Origin of the sequence: Stutzerimonas azotifigens DSM 17556 (genome assembly GCF_000425625.1) — a bacterium.
GTDB lineage: Bacteria > Pseudomonadota > Gammaproteobacteria > Pseudomonadales > Pseudomonadaceae > Stutzerimonas > Stutzerimonas azotifigens.
The window spans coordinates 1-18,138 of sequence record NZ_AUDU01000066.1; the positions used below are offsets into that span (position 1 = coordinate 1).

General features: G+C 55.8%; 14 protein-coding genes. 12 read left to right on the top strand and 2 right to left on the bottom strand.

Features of this window, described 5'->3' with window-relative positions; genetic code table 11:
- The first annotated feature begins 389 nt into the window (after nt 1–389).
- The 3 genes from H610_RS23370 to H610_RS0106740 all read left to right on the top strand — a co-directional run bounded on the left by H610_RS23370 (nt 390) and on the right by H610_RS0106740 (nt 1,562).
- Entirely contained in the window at nt 390–572 is a 183-nt protein-coding gene (locus H610_RS23370; RefSeq protein ID WP_043237860.1) for a hypothetical protein, read from the top strand.
- Nucleotides 573–690: 118 nt separating this feature from the next.
- Entirely contained in the window at nt 691–954 is a 264-nt protein-coding gene (locus H610_RS24740; protein WP_080773458.1) for a BPSL0761 family protein, read from the top strand.
- A 2-nt stretch (nt 955–956) separates the two neighbouring features.
- On the top strand, nt 957–1,562 hold the full coding sequence (locus H610_RS0106740; protein ID WP_023095076.1) for a DUF6088 family protein: 606 nt from the start codon (nt 957–959) through the stop codon (nt 1,560–1,562).
- Between the two features lie 65 nt (nt 1,563–1,627).
- Here H610_RS0106740 and H610_RS0106745 read toward each other — a convergent pair whose 3' ends face one another.
- Nucleotides 1,628–2,185 carry a hypothetical protein gene (locus H610_RS0106745; RefSeq protein ID WP_028238976.1) on the bottom strand — a complete coding sequence of 186 codons (558 nt, stop codon included), beginning with the start codon at nt 2,183–2,185 and terminating at the stop codon, nt 1,628–1,630.
- Between the two features lie 421 nt (nt 2,186–2,606).
- On the opposite strand from H610_RS0106745, the gene H610_RS25340 reads away from it, so the two are divergent.
- Both H610_RS25340 and H610_RS25345 read left to right on the top strand, forming a co-directional pair.
- Nucleotides 2,607–5,129: a site-specific integrase gene (locus H610_RS25340; RefSeq protein ID WP_152529053.1), complete on the top strand. Its 2,523-nt coding sequence runs from the start codon at nt 2,607–2,609 to the stop codon at nt 5,127–5,129.
- Complete coding sequence (locus tag H610_RS25345) at nt 5,126–8,239, top strand: tyrosine-type recombinase/integrase (RefSeq protein WP_043237862.1); 3,114 nt, start codon at nt 5,126–5,128, stop codon at nt 8,237–8,239. Before H610_RS25340 ends, H610_RS25345 begins: the two co-directional genes overlap by 4 nt.
- 18 nt (nt 8,240–8,257) lie before the next feature.
- On the opposite strand, the gene H610_RS0106765 is transcribed toward H610_RS25345, so the two are convergent.
- Nucleotides 8,258–8,455, bottom strand: coding sequence for a helix-turn-helix domain-containing protein (locus H610_RS0106765; RefSeq protein ID WP_425537205.1), 198 nt, complete (start codon nt 8,453–8,455; stop codon nt 8,258–8,260).
- A 162-nt stretch (nt 8,456–8,617) separates the two neighbouring features.
- Between H610_RS0106765 and H610_RS24745 the strand changes: the two genes are divergently transcribed.
- From H610_RS24745 to H610_RS24750, 7 genes are all read left to right on the top strand, one after another.
- Nucleotides 8,618–8,851, top strand: coding sequence for a hypothetical protein (locus tag H610_RS24745; protein ID WP_003292744.1), 234 nt, complete (start codon nt 8,618–8,620; stop codon nt 8,849–8,851).
- Nucleotides 8,844–10,004 carry a site-specific integrase gene (locus H610_RS0106775; protein WP_028238979.1) on the top strand — a complete coding sequence of 387 codons (1,161 nt, stop codon included), beginning with the start codon at nt 8,844–8,846 and terminating at the stop codon, nt 10,002–10,004. Before H610_RS24745 ends, H610_RS0106775 begins: the two co-directional genes overlap by 8 nt.
- Before the next feature lie 11 nt (nt 10,005–10,015).
- Entirely contained in the window at nt 10,016–10,300 is a 285-nt protein-coding gene (locus tag H610_RS0106780; RefSeq protein WP_028238980.1) for a hypothetical protein, read from the top strand.
- Nucleotides 10,301–10,545: 245 nt separating this feature from the next.
- On the top strand, nt 10,546–12,027 hold the full coding sequence (locus tag H610_RS0106785) for a sigma-54 interaction domain-containing protein (RefSeq protein WP_028238981.1): 1,482 nt from the start codon (nt 10,546–10,548) through the stop codon (nt 12,025–12,027).
- A 49-nt stretch (nt 12,028–12,076) separates the two neighbouring features.
- Nucleotides 12,077–15,460, top strand: a complete 3,384-nt coding sequence (locus H610_RS0106790; RefSeq protein ID WP_028238982.1) for a type I restriction endonuclease subunit R — start codon at nt 12,077–12,079, stop codon at nt 15,458–15,460.
- Between the two features lie 32 nt (nt 15,461–15,492).
- Complete coding sequence (locus H610_RS0106795; protein WP_028238983.1) at nt 15,493–17,088, top strand: type I restriction-modification system subunit M; 1,596 nt, start codon at nt 15,493–15,495, stop codon at nt 17,086–17,088.
- Entirely contained in the window at nt 17,085–18,131 is a 1,047-nt protein-coding gene (locus H610_RS24750) for a restriction endonuclease subunit S (protein WP_152529054.1), read from the top strand. The genes H610_RS0106795 and H610_RS24750 overlap by 4 nt, the downstream gene beginning before the upstream one ends.
- Nucleotides 18,132–18,138 lie beyond the last annotated feature (7 nt).

Consider the following 18,138-nt stretch of genomic DNA (forward strand, 5'->3'; position numbering starts at 1 on the left):
TGAGTCGCACCATGGCCGAGCCGCGATCTCGCGCTCGCCAGATTCCGGTCTGATGACGCGACCAGGAGCGCTCGGCTGTTTCCGGTTGCGCTGGAAAGTATGGTCGGGGCTGGTTGACTGCCTGCGCACAGCATTCCGGTCAGACAGCGACACAGGGAAATTCACCACTTACTGCGCGGTTTACAGGGCGACGGGAGTCCAGCGCTCGCCCCAGTTTTGCATCCACCGGAATTTGCCGAGCGCCTTGGATCACAGGAACACCTTCGCCGAAATAGTCAAATGAACCCTCATTTCCTAATCTGGGAGCTGACGAAATTTGCGGCATCTACGTTAGCGCAGCGGAACATCGAGTTACCGTGTGTCTCGTAAGTAATCGGGAGCGCACGCTGATGAGATGGTTTTTCGTGGTGATGCTTTGCGGTGGGGCAGGTCTCTGGCTAAGCGCCCAATATCAAGTTCCTCAATGGTTGCTTTGGCTCCTGCTGGCGCTGGGAACCACGCTGTGGGGCCTGGCCAAGTGGATGGAACAACAGGAGGCCGAGACGGAGCGCGATCCTGATCGCAGGTGCTGATCAGGATTGGGCCGTATTGAATCTCCCAATGGCCGCAGCGCTGAACTATTCGCAGTGTGGTGGACGATGGTGAGCCAGCTACCCGGGGCTTTGAGTTCATGACCAGGAGATAACGAGATTGACCCTCCCTTACGAAAGAACACGCGCCATCCTCAAAACAGAGGAGTTCCTGCGTGAACTCTCCCGTCATTCGGGGTTACCGCAGGATATCCGCAGCTATGCGAAAAGCCTGCTCAGGCACTATCCATCTGCCGATCAAATTTTCTCGCTGGGGCGCCTTGAGGAATGCCTGGTAAGCGATGGGCCTGAAGATGAGTATCGACGTCGGGTAATCGCTTTCCATCAGCCGTTGCTCTGCTCGTCGCTGGAGTCGACACGATAGCAATGTCCCGCCCTCATTCTGAGCCGCCGGTGTCTCACCTCGTCACGCAGCGGGTTAAGTTTCTGCGCAAGGGGAGGCCTTTCAGCATCAGGTGTCTTGCAGGGCTTGGTTCGAGCTCGGCCATCTCCAAGGCAGTCGCCCAGCTTGTTCGCCGTGGCGAGCTTGAGCGTGTGTACCGTGGCATCTACATGCGGCCGAAATACAGTCAGTACACTGGTCGGGTTCATCGTCCTGGGCCTTGGGACTTGGTGAATCTGATTGCCAGGCAGAACCGTTGGAAGCTGCAGATCCACGGCGCTGATGCCGTGAGACGTTTCGGGCTGAGTACACAGATGCCGGTCATCCCGATCTATTACACGAGCGGCTCCAGTCGATCTCTATTCGTGGGGAAGGCCGAGATCAGGCTCGTGCATGCCGCCCCGATGGTGATGCAGTGCGCAGGAACCAAAGTGGGGATGACCATCAGCGCTCTGTTTTATCTCGGCAAAGGTGGTACTACGCCGGAGTGTGTTGCTGTAATAAAAAAAGCTCTCAGCCCTGAAGACCTGAGCAAAATAGTGGCCTGCAGAATGCCGAAATGGATGCGCGCAGCGCTGGAGACAACATGAGCCGGTAAGAAGCAGCCAGACACTCCGTTTGGCTGCCTATCCCTCTATCAGAGTCGGACCTGCATCTATTGCTGGCTGCCCTTCTCCATATTTATCCGCGCCCTGCGGATATAGCTCACCGACACGCTGAGCCGGCGGGCGATCTCGGCGTCGGAAAGGCCCCCGAACTCCGAGATAATTTCGGGTGTCATTTCGGGCAACGGTCGCTTGTACGCTTGTATTCCAAGCTCCCTACGCATTTTTTTGACCGGAAAATTACTGACGCCTAAACGGTCAGCGACTTCTGTATCCGGCATCATCCCCAGTAGAGCTATGGCTTCGCTGGTCCAAATGTCCTCCAGTGGTTTGAAACGCTCACGACTGATCTTTGACTCTGGGATCTTCAGCTCCGCTCTCGCACGCTTGATTCGGTTGATGGAAACACCAAATCTTTTTGCCAGTCGGTAATTGGTTTCCGTCGCCAGTTGCACAATCAAATCAGGTGACAGCTCGGTGTCTTCGGGGCAGAACCCAAGAATGTTATTTGATTGGCGATATCGTCGAACGGTGCTGGCGCCCAGCCCAAAGCGCCTGGCCACCTCCCGATCGCTCATTTTCCCAACGCATGCTTTCCAGTCATTCATCGTACTCTCTCCTAATACATGAGGCGACCAGGCAATTATTTGCGTGGCCTTGTATTCAGAGTGCGACTTTGAATACCCCTGGCTTACCAAGCTGCATAGCGAGGCATTGTTTGTAGCACCTGGGCCAGTGCGACCAATACCAAAATCCGCGCATGCGCGGATTTTTGAATGAGCGGGCCGCATGACTCTGATCTCAGCCGTCCAGTCAAGATTAGCTAGTAGGCCAGCAGGTCTGTCTCGTAGCGCCACTTTAGAATGGCCTTGGGCATATTGGATGTGTCGATATGACGATTTTTCCGCGCATGCGCGGAATTTCGAACAACTCAAAAATAAAATTACCTGGCGCGTAGCTCTACCCCCAAAACCAGTGGCCTTGGGAGTTTCACTATCAGTTAGTAATCCAAAAAGTGAGAGCCCATAAATGCCAGATACATCCAATCATTCGAAGAGTATGGACCAGCCACACATCAGCCCTGACTCACGGCATGCACAGCTGCTAGCGTTGGCTGCAGATGCTGGGCGTGATGTTGATGTGATAGCGGAGATGCTGAGGTTTCTGGATGTACACCCTCAGCTGATTGATTTCCCTAGAGTCATCCAGGGGCTCGTGAATACGCTTGAGGCAATGGACGTACCGCCAGTGCTCAGCCTAAGCGCGTGCGATCTCAGAATCTGGCGGGACGAGTGCCGTTGGATTATTTCAATCCGAGACAAGCCTGATTTTATTGCGGCTTTGGGCCCGATGTTTTACCAGGGGGATGAGCGGCGTACACGTAACCCGGTCATCGGTAAAGGTGTACAAGAACACGCGTTCCCATACGCGACGCTGTGGCACGAACCTGCTGATTCAGAAAGCGAGCAGGATTACTACCGTCTTATTGGGCAACTGCTCGTGGCCTATCAGCAAAGGGCTAATGGCTTGGGCCTTCGAGGTCAGAGATACACCGCGTACTTGGAACTCCGGGCACTCTGCGCACTGCAGATACTGTCCATACCAGATGATCTCAATATATGGTCCAGCCCTGCTGTATTTGCTCAGGGCTGCCGTCAATTCGACGCCGGCAATTCAACTAATTATCTAGCAGAGTACTTCGCACCGATCGTTCGTCTCGCCCGCTACCTAGGTGGTGAGGAGCCGCCTGAGCGTCACGGTGGCGGCGGCCATCGTCACCATGGCGGTTCAAACAGCGCAGGCCTAGGTGTACTAATTAGCCAAGGTTCTACCGAGTTCCCGCTTGATGATCCAGACGACCCAGATTTGCTCCCTGGATATATAAGTTTCGTGGCGTCTCAACCGCTAGACGATGATTTAGATGAAGCACTGCCGCCGGGCGAAATAACCGCAGCGCGTGAAATATGTTTGATCGATACAAGGGGTGAGGTCAGACCATATGTAGCTGAATTGCTCAGCCATGAGGGCATGCTTGCTCATATTGCTCGCAGTAGGCAGTTTTTGCCTTTTGGCTACCACCTGCTCACGCAGTATGAACTAGCAAACCTATTGTTCGGTGTCACTGATGAATTTCTGTTCTGTCGGGAACGAATTCGTAATGCTCCTGGCCAGGAGCAGATACAGATACGGAGGCGCTTGGAGGCACTGCTGGTACTTCATCTCATGCTCTGGTTCGGTCGCTCACTCGAGGACTGCAAAAAACTACGGATAGCTGAGCGCAATGCGCGCCCGAACTCGGTGCTGGAGTTGGTTCTGGCTGATGAGGCAGGGCCGGCGGAGTTCAGATTTTTTGCACCGACACCGGACTATGCAGCGGAAGAGCACTTGCCTCGAGAGGCCGTTCGAGCATCTCAGCCAACAATCTCGGTACCGGACATGGTTGGGGCAGCTGCGCTCGTTATGGCAATCCGGGACCTGTCACCGGTGAGTGGCTCTGCCGTTATCAATTGCAAGGTCAAAGACCTAGAGCGTGAAATCCGAACCCTGTTGAACGAGCTTGGGGGCGAAGATCCTCGCTACACGATGCACAAGGTTCGTTCCTATCTACATCGCCAAATCATCGCGGACACTCACGATGTGGTTGCAGCCACCATGCTATCGGGGATGCCTTGTCTATCGGCCAACACTCCACTGTATTACAGCCAGTACAGCATCAACCATCTACGACGCCTGTATTGCCAATCAGTTCAGCGGGTGTTGGCTGCGGTATATGCCACCGTGGGCCTGGAGGCTCCTAGTGCCCCGATTCCCGCTGTTTCGGAGGCGGCTGTTGGTGCCCGAAACTGCCTTCGGCTGGATGCGGTAAAAGCTAATCTTGAGGCGTTGCTGGTAGTGCTGCGTAAACGCCCTCGAAAAGGCCTTCAGCAGCTTGTTCATTGGCACAACTGCCTGTCGTTGTGGACTGTGCAGATGCTTTTTATGGCAACTGGATGTCGAGCCATTCGTAACCCGTTGAAGCAGGCAGGCGTATTTGAATCGCGCGGGGCATGCGGCGCGCTGGGTGATAAAGGCGCAGATGATGGGCATATGAGTCGCTTTGTGGTGTTGCCTGACCTGTTAAAACGGCAGTTACAGGCCTATAAGGCTCACTGCAGTGCAATTACCGCACAACTTGAGCCTCATCTACCCCAGCTGCCGGCCCCTACTAACGGTTTTTTTCTCCAGTTAGCCGACGGGGCATATCTTTCCTACGAGGAAATTCGGCCGCTCCATATCAAAGCTGTAATGCGCCAGATTGAGGGTTTCACACCTCATGCAGTAAATGGCTTCCGTAAGTTCTTGAGAACTGAGCTCGCCGAGCGCGGATGTCCGCCTGAGACACTGTCGGCTCTGATGGGCCATTGGCTGAGCGGCGAAGAACCACAAGATATTTACTCGAGCTTTTGTCCGCGTACCTATGTCCAGGGCCTTCATACCTACTTGTTGTCACTCATGCGGGAGCTCGGTTGGACGGTTCGCAACAGCCACCTGGTTGGAGAGGCTGATGCATGAATAGCTCACGACTTTCGGATGAAATGCTGTCTGTTGTCTGGAGCCCGGATAAACATGACCCAGAGTGGAAAAGCGGATATCTGATAACACTCCGGGAGCGCTGCCAAAACTCCGGCAACAGCATCGGTGAATGGCTCTGCGGACAGCGTTCGCTGCGTACCTTTCCCATCAAGGAAATGCAAAATCTCGAGAATCAGCTCGAAAGCTCGACATTGCGCAACACACTGCTAGATGTGACGCGTCGGGCACAGCGTTTTAATCCGAGCTTGCCGCTGGCTCGGATAGCGATCGAAACGCAGCGCCGCCCTAATCCGATTAACCCAGACCTGTACAACCCAGAGAATCTGTCGGCCAGTCAAGACTTGGTTGATTCGATGGGGCGCGCCATCAGGCGTGATCTAGATGAACTCACACCCCATGCGCGGATTGGGCTGCTTCTACTGAGTGCTGCCTATTATGGCGCTCTGATGGACATTCCCCAACTGAACGCGCTGACTCAGCTTGATCCTGGGCAGGTCATTTGGATATCCGGAATACCAGAGTTCCGGTTGCAACTCTCAATCCGAGGTCAACCTGAGGCTGAGAACCGGCAGTGGTTTCCAGACCCAATAACGCTCTCGCTTCTGTCGCGCTGCGCTGCAGATCTAGCCGAGAGCCGGTCTTACTTGGATCGAAAGGGCGGGAAGTTAAGGTGTATTCAAGCGGCGCTGGCCAAAGGAGAAATTTGCCCTGATAACCAGCCAGCCTCTCTAGAGCGAGTGTTTGAGTTGCTGCGTATTGAGCGTCAAACACAGTTGCCACAGTTGGCAATAAATTATGCTACAAGATCAAACTTTGTGTCGCATTCTGTTTTGTCGGACTCTTGGCAGCATTTGAACAGGAATGCACCGGTACCAAGTAGCGAAGAGAAGCAGAAACGGAAAAAGCACCGGTTTCGCAGACCCCGACAAAATGTTCCCGAATGGTTGACTGTATTGTGCCGAAAAGTTCGCAAGCGGCAAATTTCACCAGTCGAGAATATACCTCCACCTCAGACGCTTGAAGCTTTGATCAATGGCTGGGCGGCACTCCTGCTTCACGGCCGCTCGTTTTACGGCAACATGTTACAGCCCAAAACAGTTGCCAACTATGTTCGGGATGTCGGTGTAGGTTTGGACAATCTGCTATGTGCCGACTCGATCTTGGAAGTTTCACCGGATGCGCTTGAGGAGCTCTATGAGCTGATGCTAGAGGCTCAGCCCACCTCGTCTATGAGGAGGAATCTCGCTAAGGGATTGTTGGAGTTCCATGGTCACCTGCAGAAAACTTTTGCGTATCCGCCAATCAGCCCCTATAGCACGCTGGGCATTGGGAAAACACCTCAGTTCGTCGATGCTCAGATCCTCAATGAGGACCAATATCGTCTGGTCCTCCGGGACTTAGCCACAGGCCCTTTGAGCCAGCGCTCACCACGTCTCGCCATCGTTGCTCAAGCCATGATGATCTTCGGATTTCGTCTGGGATTGCGCCGCAATGAGGCGCTGAAATTGCTGCGTCGAGACCTGCAATTGCCTTCGCTGCCTGATGCGCGAGCCGCTGCAGTAAGGCGTCGACATCAGAACCTCAAGCGGCTATCGCCTGAGCGATTTACTGTTCTTGAGCGACCGATCAACTTGCTTATTCGACCACATGCTCAGCGCGCGTTAAAAACACGCAACTCGACACGGACGCTGCAACTTCACGTGTTGCTTGAGCCAGATGAGTTGCAGCTCATTGAGCGCCTGGCCCAGCTACGCGATGACGAAGAGCTGAAGAGTCCATATTCGGAATTCTTGTTCTGTATCCCGGAATTCCAGACTCGATGGGTATCTGAGTCAACACTGATGCCAGCTATTCATGACGCACTACGCCGGGTGACTGGGTGCAGCGATATGCACTATCACCACCTGAGGCATTCGGCCGCGACTTGGCTGACGTTTAAGTTAGCCGCGTCAGCATTCGGTATTAGTCAGGAGGCTGGGTTGCTGTTCGGTGAGCATCCGCAAACCATGAAATGGCTGCTGGACACAGAACGGTTCAATCGAGCCTTTCTTCACTCCCCGGAGTCCGCAACTCGACGTGTGATCCATATCACCAGCGCTGTGCTCGGGCATGCGAGTCCCAAAACATCCTTGCTCTACTACATCCATTGCATGCCATGGTTATCAGCGCTGTGCTGGCAGTGGAATCCTGAATTTTGGCCGCCTGGCCATGTCATTGCGAAAATTGCCCAGGTCAGTTTGCCAAACAAGCCGGACGACCTACCTGCACCTGGCCTGCCTGCAGAGATTCGGCACATGCGGAGAATCATCGGCCGCATGCGGGTCTATAGGCGCAGCAACCAAGGAAAAATTAAGCGTCCGCTGATTTCCCATCAGAGGAGTGACGGTGGATGGGCACTGACGAGAATGAATGAAATCTCATCCATGCTCTCCTATGAGGCATACGCGGAGGCATCGGGGCAGTCGGTCAACATGGACTGGGTTGAGTTTACCGAGGCTGATCGATCAGCCATGTTGGAACGGGCGAGGTACATTAGCCGCCTCGGCAAGCATCGCCTGCAGAGCCCAGCAATTTCTGACTCAGATAATAGAATTGAGCTTGTCCCAAGACCGCCTAAACACGGAGGTCTGGCCGGGGTGGTGGCCTATGCGGATCAGCTCTATCGCCTGCTAAGCAGCCGGCATAAAGCCAAAGCTGGTCGAGTGCTGGACGATTTCGTGGAACGCTGCTGGGCGAGCGAGACGACACTGCGCTTCTACCCCGGTAGGGATGATCAGAGTGCTCGTGAGTACCTGTGGCTGTTATCTGAGCTGGGCGTCCCTTGGGCTGATATTGAGTTCATCATTTACGATGAACGCACGCCCAGGCAAACCAAAAGTCGTTGGCGCACGGTTCTGGGAAAACCTCGTTTGAGGTTCATTGAACAAGTCCCGGAGAATCGAAGCGGTCAGAACAGCCACATAGGCATTCGAGTGATGCTGCGTTTGCCAGGTGCCAAGCCCAATGCTCAGGAGCAGAACCATCACTCCGGCGCCGCCTTGCGCTACCTGATGTTGATGGCCTCCGTCGACTGGCATTTCCGTGCCTGACCAAGTCCCGGAGGGCATTCAGCCCTCCGGATCATCCTGCAATTCCAGCAAATCCCCCACCTGGCAGTTCAGGTACTGGCAGATCGTTTCCAGGTCCTTGAGCTCCACCCTCTGCGCGGTCTCGTGATAGAGCCGCGTGAGAGTTCCGCGGTTGATCCCCGTGTCCCTGACCACGTCACTGATCTTCAGTTTCCGCTCGCCCAGTAAGCGAGACAAATGGCACTTGACCATCACAATCTCCAAAAATGATCTTCAGAAGATCATTTTGTTCTTGCAAGGCTCAAAATGAGCGTTATATTGATCTGCAGGAGGTCATTATGAGTATTCATAGGCTCATAAGAATCCGCTGTCGTTCAATTTAGCAGAGAGGGCATATCCATGTCTCACACATACCTGACTACCGAGGAACTGGCCACGCGCATGAAGTACGACGCGCGCACCATCCGTAATCGTTTGAAAGATTCAGTCCTGCTCGAAGGAATTCACTACTTCCGTCCCTTTGGCGGCCGCAAGATTCTTTTTATCTGGGAAGCTGTCGAAGAAGACATGCAGAAATTCTCGCGGGCTTCTGGGCTGGTTCCGATGGCTGGTGGAGGCATCTGCCATGGGTAAGATTCGTGCCCGTGCCGACAACGAAAAGTTGTTCTTTGACTTCACCTACCTGGATCAGCGCTGCCGCGAGCAGACCACGTTGCCTGATACGCCTGCTAACCGGAAAAAGCTGGAGAAGATCCTTGAGCGCATAGAGGCGGAAATCACCCTCGGCTGCTTCGACTACGCCACCTACTTCCCTCAAAGCAGCAAAGTGCAAGAGATCAGTCGGCTGCAGGCTGGCTGTGCATCGCTGAAAACACCACTGTTCAAGGATTTTGCCGAATTGTGGTTTGAGGAGATGAGGGTCGAGTGGCGTGATACGCACGCCAAAACCGTGCGCCTTACCCTTGATAAGCATTTGCTGCCTGAGTTCGGCAAAAAAGAGGTCAGCGCCATCACCAAAGCAGAACTTCTGTCATTCCGCTCGGCACTCGGCAAAGTCCCCGGGCAGAAAGCTCAGAGTCTGACAGCGACGCGAATCAACCACATCATGACGCCATTGCGCATGATCCTTAGTGAGGCAGCTGACCGCTTCGAGTTTACCTCGCCATATCTCAACATCAAATCACTGAAAGTCCCCAAGACAGACGTGGAACCCTTCACCTTGGATGAGGTGCTGCAGATCCTCAACACAGTGCGTGAGGACTTCCGCAACTACTACACCGTGCGCTTTTTCACAGGCATGCGGACGGCCGAAGTTGATGGCCTGCAATGGAAGTACATCGACTTTCAGCGGCGGCAGATTCTGATCCGTGAAACCTGGGTGGGCGGCAAGCTCGACTACACCAAGAACGACGGTTCACAGCGTGAGATCGACATGTCCGAGCCGGTCTACCAGGCGCTCCTCGGCCAGCGAGAGAAAACCGGCAGCGGACAGTTTGTCTTTAGCACCCGCGAAGGTACGCCGCACGCATACCGCAACATCAACGACCGGGTTTGGTATCCGTTGCTGCGTCACCTGGGTTTGCGCAGGCGGCGTCCATACCAAACCCGTCATACGGCCGCGACCCTCTGGCTGGCTGCAGGCGAAAACCCGGAGTGGATCGCCAGGCAGATGGGACACACCACCACCGAGATGCTGTTCCGCGTCTATTCGCGCTATGTCCCCAACCTGACTCGCCGCGATGGCAGCGCCTTCGACAACCTGATTAAAGCCAATCTCAAGGCCTGAGGAGCTTCCATATGAAACTGATCAAACGTGACAACGTGACCCCTCTGCATTCATCGGTGGAGGCCCGCGAGCATAAGTACCTCAAGCATCTGGCTTCCGCCATGAGTCACTACCTTGAGAACCCCCATGGCACCGAGCTTATTTGCATCCTCGGCTCCGGCTACGAGAAGGATAATCGGCATGCCCTCGAAACCTGGGTCGCCTACCACCGCAACGAAGTTTTCGAGAAGCGCCTGGAGGGTCGCAGTCCGCTGGACTATCTGATCGAGAAGCTTGAGAGCCTGCTGGGTAACTAAGTTCGAAAGGGGCCGAAAGGCCCCTTCATTGTTCTACCCTGGCAGTGGCGAGACTGTTCCATTCATTCGCCAATCTTCGTTTGGGTTGGGTTACCGCCCCCCCTGCCGGTCACAGCTCAACTTGAACATGTAGTCAGGCATGTAAGGACCCGGATCGACGGATTGGTTTACTATCCAGGGCGCGAACCAGAGCACATTTTTCTCCTGCCTGCTGATGGGCAAGAGGGGGCGGGAGTATAGGGACAGTGGTAAAGAAGCAGCTCGTATTGGCCAGCTGGGTGGGCGGGAATGATCTCAAAGCAGTTGCAGGTGCTGAGGCTGGCCCGATTCTGGCGACCCTGAATACTGTGGCTGTTGATAAAGTCGAGCTGCTTTGTTCATACCCCGCCGAGCGCGTTGAACCCTACCTAGCCTGGCTGCGCCAGCAGGTCGATGTATCAATCACCGCGCATTACGTTTCCCTGTCTTCCCCCGTTCATTTCGGGGAGATCTACCAGGCCGCAAGTCAACATTTAAAGCGCCTGTGTACTTCCGGAAATCAGCTTTCCATTCTGCTCAGTCCCGGCACACCGGCCATGCAAGCGGTGTGGATTCTGCTGGGCAAAACGCGCTATCCGGCGACCTTCTACCAGTCCTCACTTGAGCAAGGCGTTCAGCAGGTCGAAGTGCCTTTCGAGATCGCGGCCGAGTATGTGCCGGCCGCCAATACCATCAGCACCGACAAGCTGGTTCAACTCGCCGGGCTGGATGCCCCCGTGGATGCAGCCTTCGACAGCATCGTGACGCAGAGCGAGCGCATGCTGGTGCTCAAGGCGCAGGCGCAAATACTCGCGGCGAAGCAGGTGCCGGTGCTGATCTACGGTGAAACCGGCACCGGCAAAGAGTTGTTTGCCCGCGCCATTCACAACGCCGGCCTGCGTTCTGCAGCGCCCTTTGTTGCGGTGAACTGCGGTGCCATCGTGCCGGAGCTGATCGACTCCACCCTGTTTGGCCACAAGAAGGGCGCATTCACTGGCGCGATTGCCGATCGGCCTGGGGTTTTCCAACAGGCCCATGGCGGCACGCTGTTTCTGGATGAGTTCGGCGAACTCACATCGGATGTGCAGGTTCGACTCCTGCGCGTTCTTCAGGAAGGTACCTTCATTCCGGTGGGCTCCAATCAGGAGCAAAAGGTGGATGTGCGGCTGATCACCGCCACTCATCGCAACCTGATGCAGGAAGTCGCCCAGGGGCGCTTCCGTGAAGACCTGTTCTATCGCATCGCTGTGGGTGTGCTGCACCTCCCGCCGCTCAGAGAGCGCGAAGGGGATCTGCTGTTGCTGTCCGAAGCGCTGCTGGCAGGCATTGCCAGCCAGGACACCAGTCTCGGTGATAAGAAAATTTCCGCAGAAGCAAAAAATCTTATCCTTCAGCATCCCTGGCGTGGCAACGTTCGTGAGCTGCAATCCACCTTGTTGCGCGCAGCGCTCTGGTGCTCGGGTGATCTGATAACGGCTCATGATATCGAGCAAGCGATGTTCAAATTGCCACAAGCCCAGGCTGATGTGTTGGCTATGGATGTTTCGCAAGGTATTGATCTGCAACAGGTAATTGCCGAAGTGGCAGGGCATTATCTGCGTAAGGCGCTGACGCTTACCGGCAAAAACAAAACCCGGGCGGCCAGCCTGCTAGGCCTCAAAAGCCAGCAAACGCTGAGCAACTGGATGGACAAATACGGCATCGAATAAAAACTGGCACGGTCCTCGCTATAGGACTGACATGGACAGAATCGCCTTTATGAAATCAGTCAACTTCGAGTTCCTCCGCCCCGGCAACGAGCTGCTTGCTAACCTCGCCGGTCTTGCCGAGGCTGTACTGCACATCGATCCGGGCAGCGCGCTCACCCGTCTGCGCAGCTTTGCCGAAGAACTGACCAAAGCCATCTACAAGGAAGAGCTGCTGCCGCGCATGCCGCAGTCGAGCTTCTACGACCTGGTGAAAAACCCGGTGTTTGTTGATTGCGTCAGCAAGCCCCTGGTGCACCAGATCAACTTCCTGCGCATCCAGGGCAACGACACCGCCCACGGTGCCGAGGGCGATTTGCGCAATGCCCAACTGGCTCTGAAAACGGCCTACCAACTGGCCATGTACATGGCCATCAAGTATTACGGCACCGCGCAGGCTTCGATCCCCGCATTTGCCGAGGTCAAAGACCCAACGGCAATGCTGGCCAGCCTGCAGAAAACTGTCTCCAGCTATGAGAAGGAACTCAACCAGCAGCAGGAAGCGCTGCAGAGCGTGATGGACAAGCTGGAGCAGGAGCGCACCCGCCACCTCGACAAGGTCGACCCGCCCGCCAAGCCTGACCAGCAAAAGCGTCAGCAGCAGAGCCAGAAGGTGGCCGACAGCCTGCAGTGGAACGAAGCCAAAACGCGCGCATTGCTGATCGACGCCATGCTCCTGCAAGCCGGTTGGGATGTCAGCAACCCCGCGCAGGTCGGCCAGGAAGTGGAGGTCGACTTCCCCGGCAACGTCTCCGGCAAGGGCCGTGCGGACTACGTGCTATGGGGCGACAACGGCCAGCCCCTGGCCGTGATCGAGGCCAAGAAATCCGGCAATGTCAGCCTGCAAGCCGGGCGCGAACAGGCCCGCATGTACGCCGATGGCTTCGAGCGCATGGGCATGCAGCGCCCGGTGATTTTCTACAGCAACGGCTACGAAACCTTTATCTGGGACGACAAGCAGTACAACACCTACCGCCCGGTTTACGGCATCTACAGCAAGGACAGCCTGGAATACCTCGCCTACCAGCGCCAGTACCGCGTCCCCGCGCTGGAGAAACACAACCCCGAGCTGAGCATCGCCGACCGCCCCTACCAGATCGAAGCGATCAAAACCGTCGCAGCCCACTTTCAGCAGCAGCGCCGTAAAGCCTTGATCATCCAGGCCACGGGCACCGGCAAAACCCGCGTAGCTATCGCCCTAGCTGAATTGCTACTGCGCACCGGCTGGGCCAAGCGCGTGCTGTTCCTCTGCGACCGCAAAGAGCTGCGCGTGCAGGCCGATGACGCCTTCAAGCAAAACCTGCCCAGCGAGCCGCGCTGTGTGATCGGCGAAACCGGCAAGGTCGACCAGACCGCGCGCATCTACATCGCCACCTACCCGGGCATGATGAACCGCTTCGCCCAGCTTGATGTGGGCTTCTTCGACCTGATCATCGCCGACGAAAGCCACCGCAGCATCTACAACAAGTACCGCGACCTGTTCGACTACTTCGACGCGCTGCAGGTCGGCCTCACCGCCACCCCGGTGAAGTTCATCAGCCGCAACACCTTCGATATTTTCGACTGCGAAACCACCGATCCGACTTTCGAGTTCGGCCTCGATGCTGCCATCAATAATGAGCCGCCGTATCTGGTGCCATTCCGCGTGAAGGATCTCACCACGGACTTCCTACGCGACGGCATCCACTACAACGACCTCAGCGACGAGCAGAAGCGCCAGCTCGAAGAGGACCTCGGCGAGGAGGAAGCCAGGCGCACCACCATCGCCGGCAAGGACATTGGCCGCAAAATCTTCAGCGAAGACACCGACCGCATCATCCTGGAAAACCTGATCAACAACGGCATCAAGGATGAGACCGGCTCACTGGTCGGCAAAACCATCGTCTTCGCTCAGCGTCAGGACCACGCCGAGCACCTGGAAAAGCTCTTCTGCAAGCTCTATCCGCAGTACGGCACCAAGGTCTGCAAGGTCATCCACAACGCCATCCCGCATGTGGACACCCTGATCAAGGAATTCAAAAAGCCGGATAACGACTTCCGCATCGCCATTTCGGTCGACATGCTCGACACCGGCATCGACGTACCCGAAGTGGTCAATCTAGTGTTCGCCAAGCCGGTCAAATCCTGGGTCAAGTTCTGGCAGATGATCGGCCGCGGCACGCGCCTGCGCCCCAACCTGTTTGGCCCTGGTAAAGACAAAACCGAGTTTCTGATCTTCGACCACTATGGCAACTTCGATTTCTTCGAGCAGGAATATCAGGAGCCGGAAGACACCGGCAGCAAATCCCTGCTGCAAACCACCTTCGAAGCCCGCCTGGCGCTGGCCCAGGCCGCCCTGCGTCACAACCATGCCGCTGCCTTCGATGCCGCCATTGCGTTGTTGAGGGCTGACATCAACGACCTGCCCGACACCAGCGTGGCGGTAAAGCGTGAGCTGCGCGCCGTGCACCAGTTGCAACAAACCCAACAGCTGCAGCAGTTCGATGGCAAAACCCAACACCTGCTGGCCAACACCATCGCCCCGCTGATGTCGGCTCGCGTACTGCGGGATAAACACGCCACCGCGCTGGATAAGTTGATCGCTGGCATTCAGTGCTGCCTGGTCGAGCAGGCCAGTTGCTTCGAGGACGGCAAAATTGCCCTGCTGGCCGAGTTGGACAAGCTCGCCGTCAACATTCAGGCCGTCCGCCAGAAGGATGCCCTGATCGCCGAAGTACGCAGCGCCGACTTCTGGCTGCAGCCGGGCATCGACAAGCTGGAAAACGCCCGCAAGGAACTGCGCGGCATCATGAAATACCGGCAAACCGGCAGCACGGGCGGCTATGCCATGCCCAGTACCCGTACCGGCGACGATGGCGTTCAAGAGAGTGAGCGCAAGGTGGTGATTGCCGGTGCCAGCGAAGCGATGATCTACCGCCGCCGCCTCAAGGACATCCTTGCCGGCATGCTCGCCGCCAACCCGACCCTGCAGAAAATCCACAAGGGCGAACCCATTGCCGAGAGCGAGCTGAAAACCCTGACCTCGACCATCCTCACCAGCCACCCCGGCGTCAGCCTGGAGGTGCTCAACGAGTTCTACGGTCGCACAGCGGATCAACTGCACCTCACGGTGCGCGAGATCATCGGCCTGGATGCACACGCCATCGAGGAACACTTCAAGCAGTTCCTCCATGCGCACCCAAGCCTGACCGCCCAGCAGGTGCGCTTTATGAATCTGCTGAAAAACTACATCGCCCAGCACGGCAGCATCGTGATTGAAACGCTCTACGACGCGCCGTTTTCCAGCATCTCCCACGAGGGCATCGACGGCGTGTTCGCCCCCGCCGATGTCACCGAGCTGGTGGCCGTGCTCAAACCCTTTTTGAAGAACCCCGACCAGCCCGGCACCCCCGCCTGATGGCCGCACAACCTACAGATCGAGACCACTGAATGCTCACCGGCATAATCCGCAACGATATCGACAAGCTCTGGGAAAAATTCTGGACTGGCGGCATCACCAACCCGCTGACCGTGATCGAGCAGATCAGCTACTTGATGTTCGCCCGCATGCTCGACATGCAGGAAGACGTGGCCGAGCGCAAAGCCAACCGCACCGGCAAGCCCTTCGACCGTCTGTTCCCCAATACGCCGGAAGGCCAGCTACTGCGCTGGAAGAATTTCCGCAACATGAGCGGCCGGGAGCTGCACAAGCACCTCAAGCAAAACGTCTACCCCTACTTTGCGAAGCTGGGAAGAAAGTCCGATGCGGTCGATGGCCTGGGCGAGGAGGGCAGCGCTCTGGAGGGGCTGGGACACATCGGCGAATACATGCAGGACGCCGATCTGGAGATCAAGAACGAGTCCGTGCTGACCTCCGCTGTGGAAATGGTCAACGACCTGCCGCTGACCCAGAGCGACGTGAAGGGCGATATCTACGAATACCTGCTGAGCAAGCTCACCACCGCCGGCATCAACGGCCAGTTCCGCACCCCGCGCCACATCATCGACGCGATGATCGAACTGATCGCCCCGCAGCCGACCGAGGTGATCTGCGACCCGGCCTGCGGCACCGCCGGCTTCCTCGCCCGTACCATGGAGTACCTCAACCGCGTGCATTCCAGCCCGCAAGGCACCTTCACTGACGAAGACGGCAACCTGCATTACTCAGGCGATCTGCTCGAACCTTACCGCCAGCACATCAACAGCCAGATGTTCTGGGGCTTCGACTTCGACACCACCATGCTGCGCGTCTCCAGCATGAACATGATGCTCCACGGCGTGAACGGCGCGAACATCCGCTACCAGGACTCCCTGAGCAAATCCATCAAGGAGCACTACCCGCGTCAGGAGCAGGACTTCTTCGACGTGGTGCTGGCCAACCCGCCGTTCAAAGGCAGCCTGGACGAAACCAACACCAACCCCGACGTGCTCGGCCTGGTGAAAACCAAGAAGACCGAACTGCTGTTCGTCGCCCATATCCTCCGCTCGCTTAAGCTCGGTGGCCGCGCCGCCGTGATCGTGCCGGACGGCGTGTTGTTCGGCTCGTCCAAGGCGCACCAGCAGCTGCGCCAGGAGCTACTCGACAACAACCAGCTGGAAGGCATCGTCAGCTTGCCCGGCGGCGTGTTCAAACCCTACGCCGGTGTCAGCACCGCCATTCTGATCTTCACCAAGGGCGGCAGCACCGAGCGGGTGTGGTTCTACGATCTTAAGAAAGATGGTTATTCATTAGATGACCGACGGAATCCGGAAGAGGATAACGACCTGCCCGATGCCATCGCCCAGTGGCACAAATACCGGCAGATGGTGGAGGGCAATATCAGCGTCAGCACCATCAACACCCTGTTCGGCGACAAGCGCAAGAAGGCTTTTGTCGTGCCCGCCGAAGATATCGTCGCCAACAAGTACGACCTCTCCATCAACCGCTACAAGGAAGTGGAGTACCAGCAGGAGCAGTACGAAGCCCCGAAGGTGATACTGCAACGGCTTAAAGGGCTGGAGCAGGAAATTCTGGCGGATCTGGATGAGCTGGAGGAGATGCTGTGAGTTGGCCGTTGGTTAAGCTGCATGAAATATGTCGCCCGCGGCAGTGGAAAACTATCACTACTAGCAGTTTATTAGATGATGGATATCCAGTTTATGGGGCGAATGGAAAAATCGGATTTTACTCTGAGTTCACTCACGAGCATCCAACGCTGATGATCGCCTGTCGTGGGACTTGTGGAAATGTCCATATTTCAGAGCCAAGGTCTTACATTAACGGCAATGCAATGGCATTGGATGATTTGGATGGCTCGCGAGTCGATATTAAATATCTCTATTACTATCTCGGTGAGCGCGGCTTTCAGGATGTTATTTCAGGGACTGCTCAGCCTCAAATCACAGGCCAAGGGCTCACTAAGGTGGAGATCCCGCTGCCACCTCTACCCGAGCAAAAGCGCATTGCCGCTATCCTCGACAAGGCCGATGCCATCCGCCGCAAACGCCAGCAAGCTATCCAGCTCGCCGACGACTTTCTCCGCGCCGTGTTTCTGGACATGTTTGGTGATCCAAACTCTAATCCCAAGAATGCGGATGTTTTGCCGATGACTGAGGTTTTTGATATTAGGACCGGTAAACTTAATTCAAATGCGGCGACTGAAGGTGGCAAATATCCTTTCTTTACCTGTGCCAAAGAGGTTTTTGCTATTGATGAGTACGCCTTCGATCAGGAGGCGCTGTTGTTGGCGGGGAATAATGCTCAAGCTGATTATGATGTTAAGCATTACAAGGGTAGATTTAATGCATATCAACGCACGTATGTATTGACTCTAAGGGATTCGACTTGGAGCTACCCGTTTAATAAGTTTGCACTTCAATATCAGCTTTCAAATTTGAAGTATGCGTCAAAAGGATCAAGCACAAAGTACATAACCATGGAAATCATGGGTAGGACGATGCTGCCTGTGCCTGGTCAAGAAGATCAAAAGAAATTTGTAGATCACTTTGAGCGAGTGGGAAATGTTCAGGCTGCGCTTTTGGTTCAGGCTCAAAATGATGAGAGCTTGTTCTCGGCTCTAAGTAATAGAGCATTCTCCGGCCAGCTATAGATAAGGA